The 19,075-nt window shown below is 63.1% G+C and carries 25 protein-coding genes; 8 read left to right on the top strand and 17 right to left on the bottom strand.

Annotated features, from left to right (window positions below; all coding sequences use genetic code 11):
• Nucleotides 1-6: 6 nt before the first annotated feature.
• On the bottom strand, nt 7-1,263 hold the full coding sequence (gene fahA, locus ACR0LD_RS17925; protein ID WP_480638308.1) for a fumarylacetoacetase: 1,257 nt from the start codon (nt 1,261-1,263) through the stop codon (nt 7-9).
• Between the two features lie 42 nt (nt 1,264-1,305).
• Nucleotides 1,306-2,661, bottom strand: coding sequence for a homogentisate 1,2-dioxygenase (gene hmgA / locus ACR0LD_RS17920; RefSeq protein WP_480638306.1), 1,356 nt, complete (start codon nt 2,659-2,661; stop codon nt 1,306-1,308).
• Between the two features lie 56 nt (nt 2,662-2,717).
• Between hmgA and ACR0LD_RS17915 the strand changes: the two genes are divergently transcribed.
• On the top strand, nt 2,718-3,170 hold the full coding sequence (locus ACR0LD_RS17915) for a MarR family winged helix-turn-helix transcriptional regulator (RefSeq protein WP_093965172.1): 453 nt from the start codon (nt 2,718-2,720) through the stop codon (nt 3,168-3,170).
• Nucleotides 3,171-3,229: 59 nt separating this feature from the next.
• Nucleotides 3,230-4,462, top strand: a complete 1,233-nt coding sequence (locus ACR0LD_RS17910) for an adenylate/guanylate cyclase domain-containing protein (RefSeq protein WP_170445829.1) — start codon at nt 3,230-3,232, stop codon at nt 4,460-4,462.
• Here the strand turns inward: ACR0LD_RS17910 and ACR0LD_RS17905 are convergent.
• A complete protein-coding gene (locus ACR0LD_RS17905; RefSeq protein WP_093965175.1) occupies nt 4,459-5,268 on the bottom strand; it encodes a division plane positioning ATPase MipZ in 810 nt (269 codons plus the stop codon). The two genes, ACR0LD_RS17910 and ACR0LD_RS17905, sit on opposite strands and share 4 nt — an antisense overlap.
• A 218-nt stretch (nt 5,269-5,486) precedes the next feature.
• Here ACR0LD_RS17905 and ACR0LD_RS17900 point away from each other — a divergent pair, with 218 nt between their 5' ends.
• The gene (locus ACR0LD_RS17900; RefSeq protein WP_170367879.1) at nt 5,487-6,374 is read left to right on the top strand and encodes an AEC family transporter; all 888 of its coding nucleotides are present in this window, start codon (nt 5,487-5,489) and stop codon (nt 6,372-6,374) included.
• A gap of 25 nt (nt 6,375-6,399) precedes the next feature.
• Entirely contained in the window at nt 6,400-6,720 is a 321-nt protein-coding gene (locus ACR0LD_RS17895; RefSeq protein WP_480638304.1) for a Dabb family protein, read from the top strand.
• A gap of 64 nt (nt 6,721-6,784) precedes the next feature.
• Here the strand turns inward: ACR0LD_RS17895 and rpmE are convergent, their stop codons facing one another.
• Both rpmE and rplS read right to left on the bottom strand, forming a co-directional pair.
• On the bottom strand, nt 6,785-7,006 hold the full coding sequence (gene rpmE / locus ACR0LD_RS17890; protein WP_093965180.1) for a 50S ribosomal protein L31: 222 nt from the start codon (nt 7,004-7,006) through the stop codon (nt 6,785-6,787).
• An 11-nt stretch (nt 7,007-7,017) separates the two neighbouring features.
• Entirely contained in the window at nt 7,018-7,401 is a 384-nt protein-coding gene (rplS, locus tag ACR0LD_RS17885; RefSeq protein WP_093965183.1) for a 50S ribosomal protein L19, read from the bottom strand.
• Between the two features lie 395 nt (nt 7,402-7,796).
• On the opposite strand from rplS, the gene ACR0LD_RS17880 reads away from it, so the two are divergent.
• Nucleotides 7,797-8,600, top strand: a complete 804-nt coding sequence (locus ACR0LD_RS17880; protein ID WP_170367885.1) for a glycoside hydrolase family 25 protein — start codon at nt 7,797-7,799, stop codon at nt 8,598-8,600.
• On the opposite strand, the gene trmD is transcribed toward ACR0LD_RS17880, so the two are convergent.
• From trmD to ffh, 10 genes are all read right to left on the bottom strand, one after another.
• Nucleotides 8,597-9,406 carry a tRNA (guanosine(37)-N1)-methyltransferase TrmD gene (gene trmD, locus ACR0LD_RS17875; protein WP_170367887.1) on the bottom strand — a complete coding sequence of 270 codons (810 nt, stop codon included), beginning with the start codon at nt 9,404-9,406 and terminating at the stop codon, nt 8,597-8,599. The genes ACR0LD_RS17880 and trmD overlap by 4 nt on opposite strands.
• Nucleotides 9,403-10,221, bottom strand: coding sequence for a hypothetical protein (locus tag ACR0LD_RS17870; protein ID WP_480638301.1), 819 nt, complete (start codon nt 10,219-10,221; stop codon nt 9,403-9,405). The genes trmD and ACR0LD_RS17870 overlap by 4 nt, the downstream gene beginning before the upstream one ends.
• Nucleotides 10,218-10,721 (bottom strand): ribosome maturation factor RimM, encoded by a 504-nt coding sequence (gene rimM, locus ACR0LD_RS17865; protein WP_093965189.1) that lies wholly within the window; start codon nt 10,719-10,721, stop codon nt 10,218-10,220. Before rimM ends, ACR0LD_RS17870 begins: the two co-directional genes overlap by 4 nt.
• Complete coding sequence (locus tag ACR0LD_RS17860) at nt 10,714-10,863, bottom strand: hypothetical protein (protein ID WP_480638299.1); 150 nt, start codon at nt 10,861-10,863, stop codon at nt 10,714-10,716. Before ACR0LD_RS17860 ends, rimM begins: the two co-directional genes overlap by 8 nt.
• A 6-nt stretch (nt 10,864-10,869) precedes the next feature.
• Nucleotides 10,870-11,505, bottom strand: a complete 636-nt coding sequence (bluB, locus tag ACR0LD_RS17855; RefSeq protein WP_480638298.1) for a 5,6-dimethylbenzimidazole synthase — start codon at nt 11,503-11,505, stop codon at nt 10,870-10,872.
• A 12-nt stretch (nt 11,506-11,517) separates the two neighbouring features.
• Nucleotides 11,518-11,913: a 30S ribosomal protein S16 gene (gene rpsP / locus ACR0LD_RS17850; RefSeq protein ID WP_093965193.1), complete on the bottom strand. Its 396-nt coding sequence runs from the start codon at nt 11,911-11,913 to the stop codon at nt 11,518-11,520.
• A 70-nt stretch (nt 11,914-11,983) separates the two neighbouring features.
• Entirely contained in the window at nt 11,984-12,280 is a 297-nt protein-coding gene (locus tag ACR0LD_RS17845; protein ID WP_170342735.1) for a chorismate mutase, read from the bottom strand.
• On the bottom strand, nt 12,277-12,828 hold the full coding sequence (locus ACR0LD_RS17840; protein WP_480638296.1) for a GNAT family N-acetyltransferase: 552 nt from the start codon (nt 12,826-12,828) through the stop codon (nt 12,277-12,279). Before ACR0LD_RS17840 ends, ACR0LD_RS17845 begins: the two co-directional genes overlap by 4 nt.
• Complete coding sequence (locus ACR0LD_RS17835) at nt 12,825-13,433, bottom strand: GNAT family N-acetyltransferase (RefSeq protein ID WP_480638294.1); 609 nt, start codon at nt 13,431-13,433, stop codon at nt 12,825-12,827. Before ACR0LD_RS17835 ends, ACR0LD_RS17840 begins: the two co-directional genes overlap by 4 nt.
• Nucleotides 13,434-14,942 carry a signal recognition particle protein gene (gene ffh / locus ACR0LD_RS17830; RefSeq protein ID WP_170392260.1) on the bottom strand — a complete coding sequence of 503 codons (1,509 nt, stop codon included), beginning with the start codon at nt 14,940-14,942 and terminating at the stop codon, nt 13,434-13,436.
• Between the two features lie 258 nt (nt 14,943-15,200).
• On the opposite strand from ffh, the gene ACR0LD_RS17825 reads away from it, so the two are divergent.
• Nucleotides 15,201-15,731: a prolyl-tRNA synthetase associated domain-containing protein gene (locus ACR0LD_RS17825; RefSeq protein ID WP_170392258.1), complete on the top strand. Its 531-nt coding sequence runs from the start codon at nt 15,201-15,203 to the stop codon at nt 15,729-15,731.
• Here the strand turns inward: ACR0LD_RS17825 and ACR0LD_RS17820 are convergent, their stop codons facing one another.
• Both ACR0LD_RS17820 and ACR0LD_RS17815 read right to left on the bottom strand, forming a co-directional pair.
• Nucleotides 15,732-16,472: an aspartate/glutamate racemase family protein gene (locus ACR0LD_RS17820; RefSeq protein ID WP_480638292.1), complete on the bottom strand. Its 741-nt coding sequence runs from the start codon at nt 16,470-16,472 to the stop codon at nt 15,732-15,734.
• Between the two features lie 73 nt (nt 16,473-16,545).
• Nucleotides 16,546-17,127 carry an FMN-dependent NADH-azoreductase gene (locus ACR0LD_RS17815; RefSeq protein WP_480638290.1) on the bottom strand — a complete coding sequence of 194 codons (582 nt, stop codon included), beginning with the start codon at nt 17,125-17,127 and terminating at the stop codon, nt 16,546-16,548.
• Between the two features lie 121 nt (nt 17,128-17,248).
• On the opposite strand from ACR0LD_RS17815, the gene ACR0LD_RS17810 reads away from it, so the two are divergent.
• Nucleotides 17,249-18,127 carry a LysR family transcriptional regulator gene (locus ACR0LD_RS17810; protein WP_170361479.1) on the top strand — a complete coding sequence of 293 codons (879 nt, stop codon included), beginning with the start codon at nt 17,249-17,251 and terminating at the stop codon, nt 18,125-18,127.
• On the top strand, nt 18,124-19,038 hold the full coding sequence (locus ACR0LD_RS17805) for a DMT family transporter (RefSeq protein WP_170361481.1): 915 nt from the start codon (nt 18,124-18,126) through the stop codon (nt 19,036-19,038). Before ACR0LD_RS17810 ends, ACR0LD_RS17805 begins: the two co-directional genes overlap by 4 nt.
• Nucleotides 19,039-19,075 lie beyond the last annotated feature (37 nt).

The raw sequence follows: 19,075 nt of genomic DNA, 5'->3' as shown, positions 1-19,075 counted from the left end.
CGCTCCTTATCGTGCGTATGGGTCTTCAAGGGCAGGCAGCACCGTGCCGGTGCAGTCGCCGAACCCGATCGTGTAGCCGTCGCCCCGGGCCGCGCCTTTGAGGGTCAGCGTGTCGCCGTCCTCGATGAAGCTGCGGGTTTCGCCGGTGTCCAGCGTGATCGGCTCCTTGCCGCCCCAGCTGAGTTCCAGCAGCGAGCCGCGGCTGTCTTTCGTCGGCCCCGAGATCGTGCCCGAGCCCAGCAGATCGCCCACGTTCATCGGGCAGCCCGAGGTGGTGTGATGCGCCAGTTGCTGCGCCGAGGAATAATACATTTCCTTGTAGTTGGTGCGGGCGATGGTGGACGCCGGTTTGCCTTCGGGCGCCATCGTCACCTCAAGCTCGATGTCATAGAGCATCGGGCCGCAATCCTTGAGGTGGTCCAACAACTCGACCTCACGCGGGGGCGTGTCGCAGCGGAAGGGGTCCAGCGCGGCCTTGGTCACGATCCAGGGCGAAATCGAGGTGGCGGTGGCCTTGGCTTGGAACGGGCCCAGCGGCTGGTATTCCCACGCTTGGATGTCGCGCGCCGACCAGTCGTTCAACAGGACATAGCCAAAGATGTGGTCGTCGGCCTCCTGCACGGTGATCGGGCCGTCGGACGGGGTGCCGACGATGGCGCCCATCTCTAGCTCGATGTCGAAACGGCGGCTGGGCAGGAAGGCTGGGCGGTCGTGGTCGGGCGATTTCAACTGGCCCCACGGGCGGCGGATATCGGTGCCCGAAACCACCACCGACGAGGCCCGTCCGTTGTAGCCGATGGGGATGTGCAGCCAGTTGGGCGGCAGCGCGTTTTCCGGGCCGCGGAACATGGTGCCCACATTGGTGGCGTGGTGCTTGCCCGCATAGAAATCTGTGTATTCGCTGACGGCAAAGGGCATGTGCAGTTGGGCCTCGGCCTGCGGAACCAGCAGCGGTTCGACCTTGTTCTGCTCTTTCGACCCTTTCGCCAGCAGGGCAGTCAGTCGCTCGCGCAGCGCGGCCCAGACCGCCGGTCCCTGTTCCATCAGCGGGTTCCAGAAGGGCAGGTCGAACAGCGGCTCGTCGCCCAGCGTGATCAGCCCTTCGGCCTCGGCGGTGGACACGTCAAGGATCATGTCCCCGATGGCCACGCCGCAGCGTGGCTCGGTGCCTTCGGTCGAAAAGACGCCATAAGGCAGGTTGTTCAGCGGAAAAGAGTGGTTCGCGTCATTGGCCGAGGCCACCCAGGATTTCATCAAAGGCATTGCGTTTCCTTGTGCGGTGCGGTGGCCGTGGGGCCACCGGTGTCATTTCTTGCCGGGCGTGCCGTCGAATTTCTTCTCCAGATCCGTCCAGCAATCGATGTAGTCATCCTGCAGCGGCGCCTCGTTCGCGGCAAAGGCGGTCAGGTGCTGCGGAAAGCGGGTCTCGAACATGAAGGACATGGTGTTGTCCAGCTTGTCCGGCCCCAGATTGGCGTTGGACGCCTTTTCAAAGGCTTCCTTGTCGGGGCCATGCGGGATCATCATGTTGTGCAGGCTCATGCCGCCCGGCACGAAGCCCTGCGGCTTGGCGTCATACTGGCCGTAGATATTGCCCATCAGCTCGGACATGATGTTCTTGTGGTACCACGGCGGGCGGAACGTGTCCTCCATCACCATCCAGCGTTCGCGGAACAAGACGAAGTCGATATTGGCCGTGCCCGGAACGCCCGAAGGCGCGGTCAGCACGGTAAAGATCGACGGATCGGGGTGGTCGAACAGAATGGCCCCGACCGGGCAATAGGTGCGCAGGTCGTATTTGTAGGGCGCGTAGTTGCCGTGCCAAGCCACCACGTCCAGCGGGCTGTGACCGATCTTGGTGGTGTGGAACTGGCCGCACCACTTGATCGTCACGGTCGAGGGCACCTCGCGATCCTCGAACGCGGCCACCGGCGCCTTGAAGTCGCGCGGGTTGGCCATGCAGTTGGCGCCGATCGGGCCGCGGCCCGGCAGCTCGAATTTCTGGCCGTAGTTCTCGCAGACGAAACCGCGGCAGGGGCCTTCCAGCACCTCGACGCGGTGGACCAGCCCGCGCGGGATGATGGCGATCTCCTTGGGTTCCAGGTCGATGATGCCCAGCTCGGTCGCAAAACGCAGCCGGCCTTCCTGCGGCACCACCAGAAGCTCGGAATCGGCCGAGAAGAAATAGTCGTCCACCATCGATTCGGTGACCAGATAGATGTGGCTGGCCATGCCGACCTGGGTGTTCACGTCGCCGGCGGTGGTCATGGTGCGCATGCCGGTCAGCCAGGTCAGCGGCTGGTCGGAATGGGGCACCGCGTCCCAGCGGTACTGGCCCAGGCTGATCACGTCCGGATCGACATTCGGGGCGCTTTTCCAATAGGGCAGGTCGATCTTTTCATAGCGGTGCGAATGCTTGACCGACGGCCGGATGCGATAGCACCAGGTGCGCTCGGGCGGGTTGGCGGTGAAGGCGGTGCCGCTAAGCTGTTCGCCATATAGGCCATAGTTGCATTTCTGCGGGCTGTTCATGCCCTGCGGCAGCGCGCCGGGCAGCGCCTCGGTTTCAAAGTCATTGCCAAAGCCGGGCATATAGCCTGCATGGGTGCCAACGGGCGTGCTGGCTTGGGTCAGAGCGTGCGGGTCAGTCGGACGATTCATCGGGGTTCCTCCGTTTGCTGCTTGTCGGATAATAGTTGATTTTGTAACTAACAACCATGACACAGCCAGATTCCGCCGAAAAAGATGACTTCGACCTGCGAAATTTCCTGCCCTTCCTGCTCAACCAGGCGGCCGAGGAAAGCTCGTTGGATTTCCAGAAGGTTTACAAGAACCGCTATGGGATGCTGCGCACCGAATGGCGCGTGTTGTTCCACCTTGGCAATTACGGAGAGATGACCGCCAAGCAGATCGGGGAACGTGCCAAGATGCACAAGACCAAGATCAGCCGCGCGGTGCACAAGCTGGAACAGCGCCGATACCTGCGGCGCACCCGCGATGAAAACGACCGCCGGATGGAGCGGCTGACCCTGACCCCCGCCGGTCTGACGGTGTACCGCGAATTGCGCGACATCGCCCGCGACTATGACGCCCGGCTGGCGGGCATGTTCACGACGGGCGAGGCGGCGCTGTTGAGGATGATGCTGCGGCGGCTGGCCGGGATGGACTGACCTCTGGTAATCTGGCCCCGCAGCCCCCAAGTGGGGTGCAGACCAGACGGAGCCCCAAGATGCCATCCACCGACCCCAAATCCCGCGCCGATGACCTGATTGGATGGTTGCTGGACCGAGGGCTGGAAGGGGCGGAACAGTCGGAAATACTCGAAGGCTATTGCCTGCGGCTTGTGGATGCGGGCGTTCCTCTGATGCGGTTTCACGCCGCCCAGAGCGCCTATCACCCCACTTACGGCGGCACCGGCTTCAACTGGTACCGGGACGAAGGGGGCAGTGTCGAGAATTACGAGCACCGCGAGGAATTGCCCGATCAGTGGGTTTCCAGCCCGCTTTACGCGATGCTGCAGTCCGGCGCGAAGGAGCTGCGTGAAAGGTTGAAAGACCAGAACGAACCCAGCCGATTTCCCTTTCTGAACGAACTGCACCAGAAAGGTGCCACCGACTACTTTGCATCCGGTCTGGTTCTGCAGAAGGTCGATCCCGAAAACCGGATCGCCCTGGACCAGATGCCCGAGGGGGTGCTGATGTCGTGGACGACGGACCATGCCGAGGGGTTCGACGACATTCACCTGGATCTGATCCGATATGCTCTGCCGCATCTGGGGCTGGCCTTGAAATCGGCCTCGAACCGGAAAATGGCGCAGGATCTGCTGCGCGTTTATCTTGGACGGGATGCGGGTCGGCGCGTGTTGTCGGGGGAAATCCGGCGCGGATCGTTGCAGCAGATCGACGCCGTGATCTGGAACTTCGACCTCGAGGGCTTTACCGGCCTGGCCGAACGCCTTCCCGGGTCGGACATCATTGCCATGCTGAACGACTATCTGGCCGTGGCGGTCGAGGTCGTTCAGGGTTGTGGCGGCAATATCCTGAAATTCATGGGCGACGGTCTGATGGCCATGTTCGACGTGGGCGAGATCGACGAGGACGCCCGCGCCGCGCTGGCCGCTGTTGGTGTTCTGCAGACGCGTATGGCCGAGCTCAACGCGGAACGGGCCGCCGCCGGCCTGCCGGTCGCCAATTTCACCCTTGCTCTGCATTCGGGCGAGATCCTTTATGGCAATATCGGTGCTGAAAGCCGGCTGGATTTCACCGTGATCGGACCGGCGGTGAACCAGGCCGCGCGTATTGCAGGCATGCACCGGTCGCTGGACCGGCGTATCTTGATCTCGGATGACGTGGCCCGCGCCGCTCAGCCCTGCGAACAGGACCTGATCTCGGTCGGGCGCTATATGCTGCGCGGCGTGCCCGAACCCAAAGAGCTGTTCACGATCTACGCGCCGACGGCCTAGAAGTCGATCTCGACCCCGGGCAGGTTCAGTTCGCGCATCATGTCGCGCAACTCCTGACGGGCAGCGATGTTCGAAATGTTGAGCTGTTTCACCCCGATATCCTTGAGATCCAGCAGGGTCAGCCCGCGCGGGAAAAGCTCGCGAAAGATCACACGCTCAGAAAAGCCCGAGGCAACGCGAAAGCCGATGCGCTGCGACAGCATCTCGATGGCGCGCTGCATCTTTTCCTTGTTGACCATGCGCTGGGTGCCCACTCGGTTGCGCACCACGACCCAGTCGATCGGTTTCAGCCCGGCCTGCGCCCGCAATTGCCGCGCGTTCCAGACCATCTCGGAATAGACCGAGGGGCCGAGAATCTTTTCGCCCTTCGAGTCGATCCGGGCCAGCAGGTCGAAATCGATGAAACTGTCGTTCAGCGGCGTGATCAGCGTGTCGGCCAGCGAATGAGCCACCTGGCTTAGCCTTGTGTGCGAGCCGGGGCAGTCGATCAGGATGAAATCGCTGTCGCTCTCCAACTCGGCCACGGCGGCGGACAGACGGTGGTCATAGATGTTCTCGCCGGGTTTGAGCTTGCTTGCGTCGATCTCGGGCAGGTCATGGTGACGCGGGCTGGGCAGTTCCAGCTTTTCCGTGGAAAGGAAATTGCGGCGGTTCTCGAAATAGCGGCCCAGGCTGCGCTGCCGCAGGTCCAGATCCAGGGTGCTGACCTTGTTGCCCAAACGCGCAAGCGCGGTTGCAACATGCATGGAAACCGTCGACTTGCCTGCGCCGCCCTTTTCGTTCCCCACAACGATGATATGTGCCATACCTGTATTCCCAAGTCGCGCCGTGTTTGCCTACACGTTGTTTGAACCCACTATATGTTGTGTGATCCGCGAAGAAAAGCGGTCCTGTGGGGTCTGCGGGACAATATCAGTGTCTATATTGGTTTTTTTCGCGATACCCGCAGCTTGACGCTTGGTTGTTGCCAAACGGGGCGTCCGCCGCCACAGTCTGCAAACTGACTTGGACGCAAGGACCTAGCTTGGAGCACGTATTCCTGAATGTATTGAACATCGTTCTGCCGGTGCTGATCTGTGCCGGTGTGGGGTACGGGCTGGCGGTCGCGCGCGCACCGTTCGACAACAAGGTGATTGGCGGGATTGTCTCGAAGGTGGGATATCCGACACTGATCATCTCTCATCTGTCCGCCACCAAGATCCAGATTGCCACGTTTCTGGACATGATGGCGGCTGCTGCCCTCGCCATTGCGGCATTCGGCGTGCTCGGATTTTTGGCGTTGCGGCTGTTGCGTTGGCCGGTGCGGGCGTTTCTGACACCGCTGATGCATGGCAATGTGGGCAATATCGGATTGCCGGTCACTTTGCTGGCACTGGGCGATGCGGGCATGGCCTATACGATGGCTTTTGTCGTCGTGGTGTTGGTGAGCATTTTCACGGTAGGCATGTGGATCCCGGCCGGAGAGTTCTCGGCCCGCAAGCTTGCAACATCTCCGATCATCTATGCGGTTGCCATCGCGCTGACGCTGATGGCTACGGGTTCTGCCCTGCCGCAACCGATCGCCAAATCCTTTGACATCCTGGGCGGGCTGTCGATCCCGCTGATGTTGCTGACACTTGGTCACACGCTGGCCACGCTTCGGACGGGCAGCCTTGGCCGGGCAGTCGTTCTGACAGGTCTGCATCTCGTTCTGGCAGCCGGGATCGCCACCACGCTTGTCTGGCTGTTCGGCTTTACCGGGGTCGAACGCGGAGCGTTGATCCTGTGCTGCCTGATGCCGTCCTCGGTTGCGACATACCTGTTCATCGACCAGCATGTTCCGGAATATGGCCCGGAAGTGGCCGGGTACATCATGGTCTCAACCCTGACGACGATCCTGGTGCTGCCGCTCGCCTTGGCCTACTGGATCTGACTTTGCCCAACCAGGAACCGACATCATGATATTGCACTGCGTGTTCTTCACTTTCCGATCAGATGCACCGCAGGACGCGCGCCGCGCCGTTCTGACCGGCTTGGCCGAGCTATGCGCTGATCTGGACGGGGCCTTGGCCTTTGAAAGCGGCCCCAATCTCGATTTCGAAGGAAAGTCGCAGGACTATCGCGATGGGTTCGTGATCCGCTTTGCGGATCGACCCGCCGTGAAGGCTTACGCCGAACACCCGACACACCGCCGGTTGGGCGGTCCGCTGTGTGATCTGTGTCAGAATGGTGCCGACGGGATCATCGTCTTTGACCTCGACGTTCCGGACGCGCAATAGAAGCGGCCAACGAAAAAGGCCGCCCCCTGGGGGACGGCCTTGGAAATTCCGCAAAGGCGCTGGTTCAGAAACCCAGGCCTTCGTACTTCTTCTTGAACTTCGACACGCGACCGCCGGCGTCCATCAGGCGCGACGAGCCACCGGTCCACGCGGGGTGCGAGGAGGGGTCGATTTCCAGGGCCAGCTGATCGCCTTCGGCGCCCCAGGTCGATTTCATCTGGATCACGGTGCCGTCGGTCAGTTTGACGTCGATCATGTGGTAGTCGGGATGGATGTCTTTTTTCATCTTTCCGCTCCTTACGCCTCGGCGCCAGCCTTGGGCTTGTAGTTGGTGACTTCTGCGATACGGGCGGATTTACCGCGACGGGTACGCAGATAGTACAGTTTGGCGCGACGGACGCGGCCACGACGGACAACGGTGATGCTGTCGATGTTGGTCGAATACAGCGGGAACACACGCTCCACGCCTTCGCCAAACGAAATCTTGCGAACGGTGAACGATCCGGCGATGCCGTCGCCGTTTTTACGCGCGATGCAGACACCTTCGTAGTTCTGCACACGGGTGCGCGAGCCTTCGGTCACCTTGTAGCCGACACGGATGGTGTCACCGGCTTTGAAGTCGGGGATGTCTTTCCCCAGGGCGGCAATCTGTTCCGCCTCAAGCTGTGCGATCAGGTCCATCGCAGTTACTCCTATCTGCTCGTGGTTGGTCCACGAAGTTGGGCACGATCTGAGAGCTCTTGGTCTTCTCCGGGTCCCGCGATCTGCAGCCCGCCAGAGGTCAGGTCGAATGTTCCTTTTGGTCCGGGTTATTCCACAGCTTCCCTGATCCGAAGAAGGGCAGGTGCGTTCCTGCGATCAACCCAAAACACCGGAGTCGCCCCAAAGGCGGCACCGGATTGCGCCCGTTTAGGGAAGTCGGACGAGCATATCAAGCCCAAATCGCCGGTTTTCAGGCCAAATCGCGGTGGATTTGGTGGGAATCCGCCGTCACACGTACCGCGGCGTTGTCTTGTGCCGGGGATCGGGCATTCTGGGTCATAATTTGAGGGCAGGTTTAGAGGCAGAGCAACACGATGAGCAAAGCGATTTTCTGCGTGGTTCTTGCGCTGGCACTGATGTCTTGCGGGCGTCGTGCGCCGGCGCCCCAAATCTTAGACCAACCGGTGGTCGCGGGACTTTCCGGACCTTCGGTTCTGTACCCAGCCTTTGCGGATGCCGACCCGCATGACTGGGAGCGGCGGCGGCCCGAGCACTATCCCGTGCATGGGCTCGACGTCTCGCGTTGGCAGGGACCGATCGACTGGCGTCAGGCCAAGGCCTCGGGGGTCAGTTTCGTGTTCATTAAGGCGACCGAAGGGGGCGACGTGGCCGATCCGATGTTCCAGGATCACAGTCAGGGCGCCCGGGCGGCGGGGGTTCCGTGGGGTGCATATCACTATTACTACTTCTGCCGCCCCGCGGCCGAACAGGCCCGTTGGTTCATTCGCAACGTTCCCCGAGGGGCCGACCTGCCGCATGTGCTGGACATGGAATGGACCCCCCATTCCAAGACCTGCACCCTGCGCCCCGATGGCAAAACGGTGCGGGCCGAGGCGGAAAGGTTCCTCGACATATTGGAGCGACATTACGGCCGTCGGCCGATCGTCTACACCACGGTCGATTTCTACGAGGACACAGGTATCGGACGTCTGCCAAAGACCGAGTTCTGGCTGCGCTCGGTCGCAGGGCATCCGCGCAATGTCTATCCCAAGGCAGTCTGGCGGTTCTGGCAGTACACGGGCACCGGGTTGGTTCCCGGCGTGCAGGGGCGGGTGGACATCAACGCCTTCAACGGCTCGCCTGATATCTGGGCGCGATGGAAGGCGGGCGCACCCTAGTCGTCGGTTTCCCCGCGCGCCTTCAGGTAGGCATCCCACAGGTCCGGGCGGCGCGTGCGGGTAATCTCTTCCGCCATCTGGTGACGCCATTCGGCGATGCGCCCATGATGTCCGGACATCAGGATCGGAGGGATCTCGCGCCCGTTCCACTCGGCCGGCCGAGTGTATTGCGGGTGTTCCAGCAAGCCGGACGAAAAGCTCTCTTCCTCGGTCGAGGCCTGATTTCCCAGAACCCCGGGCAGCAGTCGCACGGTGGCGTCGATCAGCGCCTGCGCGGCAATCTCGCCTCCGGTCATGACGAAATCGCCCAGCGAGACTTCCTGTATGCCGTAGTGCTCCAAAACCCGTTCATCAACGCCTTCAAAGCGGCCACACAACAGGGTCATGCCATCGCAACGGGCCAAGTTCTGCATCATGCGCTGATCCATCCGGCGCCCGCGCGGGCTGAGGTAAATCAGCGGCCAGTTGCCCTGTACCCCATCCATAGTGTGATCAATGGCGGCCCCCAGTACATCCGGCCGCAACACCATGCCGGCACCGCCGCCTGCGGGCGTGTCGTCGACATTGCGATGCTTGCCGACACCGAACTGCCGCAGATCGACCGTTTCCAGTTGCCACAGCCCCTCCTGCAGCGCCTTGCCGATCAGGCTTTCGCCCAAGACGCCGGGAAAGGCAGATGGGAACAGCGTGATCACCTTGGCCTTCCACACGCCATGCAGGTCCGGCGTGGGCGTCAGCAGCTCACGCGGTTTCAGCGTGGGGCGAATAGCCTTGCGGCCATATGACTTTGCAGGTTTGTCCGTCATGTGTTCGTGGTCAGACTGATTTGAGCGCGTTCGACGATGCGGGCTTTCTGTCGGACCAGCGCCGCCTCGTCCAGCCCCGATCGGTTCAACTCGAGCATTTCGGACAGCGCTTCTTGCGGCAATGCCGGGTTTGACCGAGTGGGCTTGACCAGCAGGGTGGCCTTCTCGGGCGGCAGGTCCAGGAATTCGGCAAAAGGTGTGCCGGGGCCAAAGCTATGCTCACGCAGGTCTTCCAGCCATTCGGTCCGCACTCGAACCGAGGGTAGCCGATCACGAACGGCGTCCGCAGTCTGCTGCAGCGAAGGGAGCTCTTCGAGCCTTTCGCGGAACGTGTCGAAATCCTGCACCAGCCGCGTGCGCTGAAGATCATGGGCCCAGAGACTGCGGATCCAACTGCCGCGCTGGCGCAGCGAGAGATATACGGTGATGTCCAGTTCCGACCCGACCAGCCGGTTGCGCAGCGTATCGACCAGGCAGGCGGCCAGATCAGGGGCTTCGGCGTATCCCATAACCAGATTGCGGCTGGGGCGAAGCCCCGAGAAGTTCTCCTCGCTCAGGATCAGGCCGCGCTTTTCCCCGAAATCCAGCGTCGCCAGAAGTTCGCGCCAGCGATTGCCGAATTCGGACAGCGTACCGAATGTCCCATACAGCGAATGGCGCGTGGCGGCTTCGGATAACCCGGATTTGCGGGTGACATAGGGCAGAACCAATGCGTGGCGCGGCCAGATCAACGCTCGGTTCTCGAACAGAAAGGATTGCGCGGCGGTCGTGCCGGTCTTGTGAAGGCCCAGATGCAGCAGGATGCGCCGCGTCACAGCAGGCCCTCGGGAGGGTCGGCGACGATACGCCCGGCTTCAAGGTCAACCGTGGGTACGGCCGCTTTGGTGAATGGCAGAAATACAGTGGATTTCAGTCCCGGTCCGTGCAGTTCGAGCAGGTCGTCGGCGCCGTGGTTCTGCACCGATTTGACCCGCCCCAGCAGGGTTCCGCCGGTGTCATAGACCTCAAGCCCCAAAAGGTCGGCGTGATAGAATTCGTCATCCGGCAGCGATGGCAACTGCTCGCGCCGGGCATAAAGGCGCAGCCCCTTCAGGGCGTCCGCCTGTTCCTTGGTTTCGACCCCGCCCAGACGCGCGGCAAATCCGTTCTTGATCGCGCGGGTGATGATCAGCGGATAGCGCTGGGCACCACTCTCGTCGGTCAGAGGGGAGTAGGTCTCGATATCCTCGGGTACCGCGCAGTAGCTTTTCAGGCGGACCTCGCCGCGTACGCCGAAGGACCCGGCGATGCTGCCGACACAGATCAGATCAGTCATTGGGCATTTCCGTTGTCACGCATATTCCACTTTCCCAGACACCGATTTCGTCACAGGTTTCGCGTTGATTGCTGCGCTCAAAGAACACGCCCACAATAAAGGCGATCAGCAGCAGGATGGGAAGGCGTATCAAACCAAACATGCCACCCTACCGCGTTTCCACCGGCAGGCTGCCGCGGCGGCACTCCCAGCCATGGGTTTCCAGTTCGGGCGTGTCCGAGCTTTCCTCGGGCCAGCCCACGCAGAAATAGCCGATCAGCCGCCAGCCCTCGGGCACCGACAGGTCGCGGGCCAGCCGGTCGGGATCGAGGATCGAAACCCAGCCCAGCCCCAGCCCATGTGCGCGCAGCGCCAGCCAGAACAAAGTGACGGCCGAGACCACCGAATAGCGGCGCATCTCTGGCATGGTGCCTGCGCCCAGCCCCTGGCCCTTGTCGGTGGCGTCATCGCAGAACACCGCCAGCTGAACCGGCGCCTCTTGCATGCCCGACAGTTTCAGCTGGCTGTACAACTGCGCTCGGTCACCGGAGTAGCCCGCCAGCGCCGCGTCATTTGCCGCCTTGAAGTTCTCCAGCGCCGCGGTCCGGGCCGCAGTGCTTTCGACGCGGATCACGCGCCACGGTTCGCTCAGCCCCACCGAAGGGGCCAGCTGAAACGCATCGAGGCAGCGCGTCAGCACTGCCTCGTCCACCGCGTCTGTGCGGAACCGGCGCACATCGCGCCGGAGCCGCATCAACAGATCGAACTGCGTGCGGAAATCTTCGGTGAAAGCCTGATCCTGCACGCGCCCGCCTGTTTACTCTTCTGCAGCAGCAGCTTCTTCTTCGGCCGGAGCGGCAGCAGCCTCTGCGGCTTCAGCAGCCTTGGCGGCTTTCTCTTCGGCGCGCTCCTGGGCTTTCTTGCCCGGGGTGCCCTTCTGAGGGTTGTTGCGCTCGGCTTTTTCCTTGGCGCCTGCGGCTTCCAGCATGCGGGCGATCCGGTCGGTCGGCTGCGCGCCCTGGTCCAGCCAGTACTGGATGCGCTCCATGTTCATCTTCACGCGCTCTTCGCTGTCTTTCGGCAGCAGCGGGTTGTAGGTGCCCAGCTTCTCGATGAAGCGGCCGTCACGCGGCATGCGGCTGTCCGCTGCAACGATGCGGTAGAAGGGGCGCTTTTTCGAGCCGCCACGGGCCAGACGAATTTTCATTGCCATTGTGGTATCTCCTTTGGATGGCGTTGGCCGGAGTGTTCCGGCTATTTCTGGTGTTTGTTGAACCTCGGGTTCACTTCTGGTGTTTCTTGTGGTGTCGGATGACTTCCTGAATGATGAAATTCAGGAAAGCCTTGGCAAAATCGGGGTCCAGATCCGCCTCTTTCGCCAGGTCTTCAAGCCGTGCGATCTGCGCGGCCTCGCGCGAGGGATCGGACGGGGGAAGTTCGTGTTCGGCCTTGAGCTTGCCAACGGCCTGCGTGTGCTTGAACCGCTCGGCCAGCGTATAGACCAGAATCGCGTCCAGCCGGTCGATGCTTTCGCGGTGGTCTTTCAGCAAGGCCGCGGCCCGCGTCACGGGATTGTTCATTGGCCGGTCCTTTCGGTGGTCAGATCGGTCGTTGACGTGTCGAGTTTCGGGTGCCGCCAGATCTGCGCGGACTTGCCCAGCACTTCGCCCTCGCGCTCGTAGGTCGCGCCGAGACGCTGGGCCAGAGCGCGCGAGCGGTCATTGGCGTGGGCGATATAGCTGATGACGCCGTTCAGCCCCTGATGGCGCGCCGCGTGGTCGCGGGCGGCCTGCGCGGCCTCGAAGCCCAGGCCCTTGCCCTCGGCCTGTTCCATCAGGGTCCAGCCCAGCTCGGGTTCGTCCCAACCCGGCACATAGATCATGCCGGTCCAGCCTGCGAAAGCACCGCTGGCCTTTTCGGTCAGGTGCCACAGGCCATAGCCACGCAGCGCCCAATGGCCCAGACGGTTGGCCAGCACGCTCCAGCACTCTGCCGCATCTCTGGGCCCGCCCACCATGTGGCTGCGCTCGGTCGCATAGAAGGCGGTCATGGCCGGCAGGTCGTCCAGATGCGGCGCCCGCAGGATCAGGCGCTCGGTCTCTAGGTTCGGGATGGCGAAGGTCGTCATGCGTAGGCCTCCATCCCGCCATCGCCGTCGCCGGGCAGGTGGCGATAGACCAGAACCGGCTCGTCGAACCCGGCCTCGGCCTGCAGGTCGCGCTGGGCGCCCAGGCGCTCGGCCACGAGGGCCGAGGCTGCGTTGTGGGGGTCCACATAGCTGACCAGTGACGGCAGGGCCTGCGGCCCCAGTGCAAAGTCGCGGGCGGCTTCGGCCGCTTCGGTTGCAATGCCACGCCTTTCGGCGGCTTCGGTCAGCAGATAGCCCAGCTCGTGTTCGCGGTCGCCGAATTCCATGCCAATCGACACGAAACCCAGAACCTGACCGCCCGCGCGGTCCTCGATGGCCCACATTCCCGCGCCGCGCAGCAGCCAGCCCGCGACGTATTGCGAGAAATCCAGCCAGGCCGCCTGCCGGTTAAACGGGCCGTCCATGTGTTTGGCACGGTCCGACATCAGGATGTCGGCATAGGTGTCGAAATCCCCGATCCGCGGCGCGCGCAGCACCAGCCGCGCGGTCTCCAGCCGCGGCAAGTCCGCAGCCAGCCGCGCCGACAGCGCGGCGGCGGGGCCGGTGGCCGGAGCCTCCCAGGGATATGCGACGGGCGCGGTCACTTACTTCTTCTTTCCGAATCCGCTCAGGCCGGGGGGCAGGGCCATGCCGCCGCCCATGCCGGGCATGCCGCCGGGCATCTTGCCGCCCATCGCCTTGGCCGCAGCTTCCAGCGCCTTGGGGTCCATGCCCGCGGCCATTTCTTCGGGCGAGGGGCCGCCTTTGCCGAACATGCCCTTCATGGCCTGTTTCAGCATCTTGCCTTTGCCCATCTTGCCCATCTTCTTCATCATGTCCGACATCTGCCGGTGCATCTTGAGCAGCTTGTTGATGTCGCTGACCTCCATGCCCGAACCAGCCGCGATGCGTTTCTTGCGGCTGGCCTGCAGCAACGCGGGGTTGGCGCGTTCTTTCTTGGTCATCGACTGGATCATGGCGATCTGCTGGCGCAGGATCCGGTCGTCCAGCCCGGCCTGATCCATCTGCTTGGCCATCTTGCCCATGCCCGGCATCATGCCCATCATGCCCTGCATGCCGCCCATCTGGATCATCTGTTCCAGCTGCATCTTCAGGTCGTTCATGTTGAACTGACCCTTCATCATGCGCTTCATCATGCGCTCGGTCTGCTCGAGCTCCATGGTCTCCTGGGCTTTTTCGACCAGTGAGACGATGTCGCCCATGCCCAGGATCCGGCCCGCGATGCGGTCGGGCTCGAAGGTTTCCAGCGCATCCATCTTCTCGCCCAGACCGACGAAGCGGATGGGCTTGCCGGTCACTGCGCGCATCGACAGCGCCGCGCCGCCGCGGCCGTCACCGTCCATCCGGGTCAGGACCACGCCCGAGATGCCGACCTTGGCATCGAACTCCTCGGCCACTTCGACGGCGACCTGACCGGTCAGGCCGTCAACCACCAGCAGGGTCTCGCGCGGGTCGACCACGTTGCGGACCTGCTCGACCTCGTCCATCAGGACCTCGTCGATGTGCAGACGGCCCGCTGTGTCGAGCATGTAGACGTCATAGCCGCCCAGCGTGGCCTGCTGTTTGGCGCGCTTGGCGATGTCCACCGGTTTCTGGCCCGGCACGATCGGCAGGGTGTCCACCCCGATCTGGGAGCCCAGCACCGCCAGCTGGTCCATCGCCGCCGGGCGGTAAACGTCCAGCGAGGCCATCAGGACCTTCTTGCCCTCTTTTTCTTTCAGGCGCTTGGCGAGCTTGCCGGTGGTCGTCGTCTTACCCGAGCCCTGCAGGCCGACCATCAGGATCGGCGCGGGCGGGTTGTCGATCTTCAGCTTGCCCGGGTCGTCCTCGCCGCGCAGGGTATCGACCAGCGCGTCGTGCACGATCTTGACGACCTGCTGGCCCGGCGTGATTGACTTGGTCACCGCCTGGCCGGTCGCCTGTTCCTGAACCTTTTTGACGAACGCACGCGCCACTGGCAGCGATACGTCGGCCTCAAGCAGCGCCACGCGAACTTCGCGCAGGGCGGTTTTGACGTCTTCCTCGGACAGGGCGCCCTGTTTGGTCAGCCGGTCAAAGACGCCAGAGAGGCGTTCGGATAGATTTTCAAACATGCCTTCGGCCTCCTTCGCCGGTTGTCGGTTGGCGCCCCATAGATAGGGGCGGACGGGTCAATGCACAAACGCCCCCACGGGCGAAACTCGCTGGTGGGGGGCGATCCCTGAACGACTCAAGGGACCGGAAGAACAGACGCTTCCGGATGTTGCGTTGGCGTTTAGGCCCATTAGCCGCCTGAGTCAACCATCCGCGCTTGCCGGGTTGCATCGTCTGGCCCCGTCGGCCATCACTGGCGCGATATTCGGGAGAAGACCATGGACGCCTCATCCGCCTTTCAGGACTCATTGCCGCTCAGTTCGGACGCCTTGCTGGCGCAGTTGGACGATTGGGGGCTGCCCTATCGTCTGCACAGCCACGTCCCGCTGCGGACGGTCGAAGAGTCGAAGGCGGTCGAAGATCAGTTCATGGTGCCGGGCGAAAACGCGTTGCGGCTCAAGAACCTGTATCTGCGCGACAAGAAAAAGCGGAACTACCTGGTGACGCTGGAACAGAGCCGCGAGATCGACCTCAAGGCGCTGGGCGCCGAACTGGGTGTAGGCAACCTGTCCTTCGGGTCGGCGGATCGGCTGATGCAGAACCTTGGCATCCGTCCCGGCGCGGTCAGCCCGCTGGCCATGATAAACGGCGTTGGCAACGGTGTACGGTTCTTCATGGACCACGCGGCGCAGCGCGCGGACGTGATCTATATGCATCCATTGGTCAACGACCGGACGGTGGCCATGGCGCGCGACGACCTGATGGCCTTCTTCGACCGGATCGGGTGCGAGGTCACCTGGCTGCCGTGATCATTCGCTCAGCGCCTCTTTCAACGCGGCGGCGACATGGGCGGCCGAGGGATTGACGAACAGGTGCCCGTCGGCCTCAAAAACCGGGTCACCAAGATGTTGGGGAAAGGCCAGCGGCAATTCCGTGCAGGCCAGCAGGATCGCGGTTCCGGGGGCGGCGTGCCGATTGCAGAATGCCAGCAGACGGCCGCGGGCATTGGCCGAGGCACCGCCGTAGAACTCGGTGTCGATCATGGCCTGCATTTCCGCGATCTGGTCCTCGGGAAGTCGGTCATTGGCTGTGATGCCTTCAGCCGCCAGCCGTTCCGCATAGTGGCGCGCTTGCATCGTGACCGAGGTTCCCAGCACCAGCGCGCTTTTGGCGCCTGTCGTTTTGGTTGCCACGGCGGTTGCATCAAAGATACTCAGGATCGGGATGGTCACGCCCTGCCGGATCGCATGCAAACGGGCGTGAGGTGTGTTCGAGGCGATGATGCCGAAATCACATCCCGCCTGCTCAAGCGTCAGCAGTGCATCGCGGAAAACGGCATCGAACGCGGCCCAGCTTGCTTCGTCGCCGGCGGTTCCGCGCAGCGCGCGGGTTTTGGCCTGGGTGACGGACTCGATGGTCATCGGAGGAACAGGCAGCGGTGATCCGTGCCCACGGTCTGCAAAATGGCGTCCGGCGCCCTCGGCGATGGCGCGGTAGTAGTCTATTGTCGACGCCCAGCCGACCCCGCCCAGAATTCCGATCTTCTTCATGACAACCGTCCAATCTGCCGATCCCGCTCGGGGACAGATTGGACGGTTTGACCGGGGATGGCCAGTGGCCGGATCAGGCGGCCAGTTCGGCGACGGCTTTCTGGGCGTTGCTCAGAGTTGCTTCCGGGTCCAGCGCCATGCGGTCAGCGGCCACCACATCCACGTCATGGATGCCGATGAAGCCCAGAACATGGCGGGCGTATCCGGTTGCAAAGTCGATCTCGGACCCCACTGCGGTACCGCCTGAAGCGATGGCGAGGATGGCGCGCTTGCCCTCCAGCAGGCCTTTGGGGCCATTCTCGGTATACGAGAACGTCAGGCCTGCACGGGCGACCAGATCGATCCAGGCCTTGAAGGCGGCCGGGACCGAGAAATTGTAGATCGGCAACCCGATCACCACCGTGTCGGCCTGCTGCAGTTCCTTGACCAACTCGTCCGACAGGGCCAGCAGGTCGCGCTGGGTCGCGTCGCGTTGATCGGCGGGGGTGAAGTTGGCGGCGATCCAGTCCTCGGTCAGCAGGGGCAGCGGCGTGGCCAGGTCGCGGCGGATGATGCGGCTGGCGCCCAGGTGTTGAACGATGCGGGCCGACAGGTCGCGGGTGGCCGAGCCGGTGCGGCGGGCCGAGGCGTCGATATGCAGGATGGTCTTTGTCATGGCGTGGATCCTTCTCAGGGTTCGGATTTTGCGTCTGGGCCCAATATGAGTATTGCGTGAGCGAACGAAACTAGGATAAATCAACAGGCATTGTTGGAAATTGCACAGAATTGGTTTTGTCATGGACAATTGGGACGAGGTCCGCACCGCCTATCAGGTTGCGCGAATGGGTACGGTCAGCGGCGCGGCCGAGGTTCTGGGGGTGCACCACGCCACGGTGATCCGCCATATCGACGCGATCGAGGCCCGGCTGAAGGTCAAGCTGTTCCAGCGCCACGCGCGCGGCTACACCCCGACCGAGGCGGGCGAGGATCTGCTGCGCGTGGCCCAGGCCACCGAGGATCAGTTCAACCAACTGGTCGGGCGGCTGAAGGGGCGCGGAGACGATGTCTCGGGCGAGTTGGTGGTGACCTCGCTGGCCTCGCTGGCGCCGCTGGTGGTACCCACCCTGACCGCGTTCCAGCAGGACCATCCCGACCTGATCGTGCGCTATCTGACCGGCGACCGCCTGTTCCGCCTGGAATATGGCGAGGCGCATGTGGCGATCCGCGCCGGTGCGGCCCCCGACCAGCCGGACAACGTGGTGCAGCCCTTCATGACGCAAGAGGTGGGGCTTTATGCCAGTCAGGACTACATCGCGCGGCGCGGCCTGCCCGCGGGCGTCGAGGATTTCCCCAACCACGCCTTCGTCGGGGCGGATGATGAAAACAGCCGCGCGCCTTTTTCACGTTGGCTGCGCGCCAATGTCCCGGCCGATGCGATCACCTTCCGCTGTTCCAACAACTTCACCGTGGCCGAGGCGGTACTGGCCGGGGCGGGGATCGGCTTCATGGCCCGGTGGGAGGCCGCCCGCCATCCGCAGTTGCAGGAGGTGATGGACCCGCTGCCGGAATGGGCCGGCAACCTGTGGCTGGTGACCCATGTGGATCTGCACCGCACCAACAAGGTGCAGACCTTTCTTAAATTCCTCAAGGAGCAGGCCAAGGACTGGCTGCCATGAGCCCGCAGGCGCGTGGCCATCTGGCCATGCTGGTGTTTTCGGCGCTGGTGGCGGGCAGTTTCTCGCTGGGTTCGATGATTGCCAACGAGATCGCGCCGGCGGCGTTGAACGCCGCGCGGTTCGCGATTGCCGGCGTGGTGATCGGCATTGCGGCGCTGATGACGACCGGCCTGCCGCGCAGCGCGGCGTGCGCGCCGTGGCGGTATCTGGTGCTGGGCGGGCTGTTCTCGGCCTATTTCGTGCTGATGTTCTACGGGCTGAAAACCGCGCCGCCAGTCAGCGCGGCGGCGGTGTTCACCTTGACGCCGATCCTTTCGGCGGTGGCGGGGTGGGTGTTGCTGCGCCAGATCACCACCCCGCACATGGCCCTTGCATTGAGCGTTGGCGCGGTTGGCGCGCTGTGGGTGGTGTTCCGCGCCGATTGGCTGGCCTTTCGCGCCTTTGAGATCGGGCGGGGCGAGATCATCTATTTCTGGGGCTGTGTGGCCCATGCGATCTATACGCCCATGGTGCGAAAGCTGAACCGGGGCGAGCCGCCGGTCGTGTTCACCTTCGGCACGCTGGTGGCCGGGTGCGCTGTGCTGACGGTGTTCGGCTGGTCCGACATCCGCGCGACCGACTGGGCCAACCTGCCGGCGATCGTCTGGATCGGCCTTTTCTACGTCGCCATCTGCGCCAGCGCGGCCACCTTCGTTCTGTTGCAGTACGCCACGCTGCTGCTGCCATCGGCCAAGGTCATGGCCTATACCTACCTTACGCCCAGCTGGGTGATCATCTGGCAGATCGCGCTGGGCCAGCCGGCGCCGGGCCCGTTGGTCCTGGTGGGAATAGGGCTGACGATCCTTGCCCTCGTGCTGCTGCTGAAAGGGGATGACCTAGGGATGGCTCGGCAACAAACCGCGCCGGACTGACCTTTGCCAAAGCGCCCGTTCGTGGCAGGGTGAGGCA

The organism is Ruegeria sp. BF8 (genome assembly GCF_056538625.1).
The sequence above is the reverse complement of the archived record's forward strand: the minus strand, read 5'-3'. Positions and strand labels throughout refer to the sequence as shown.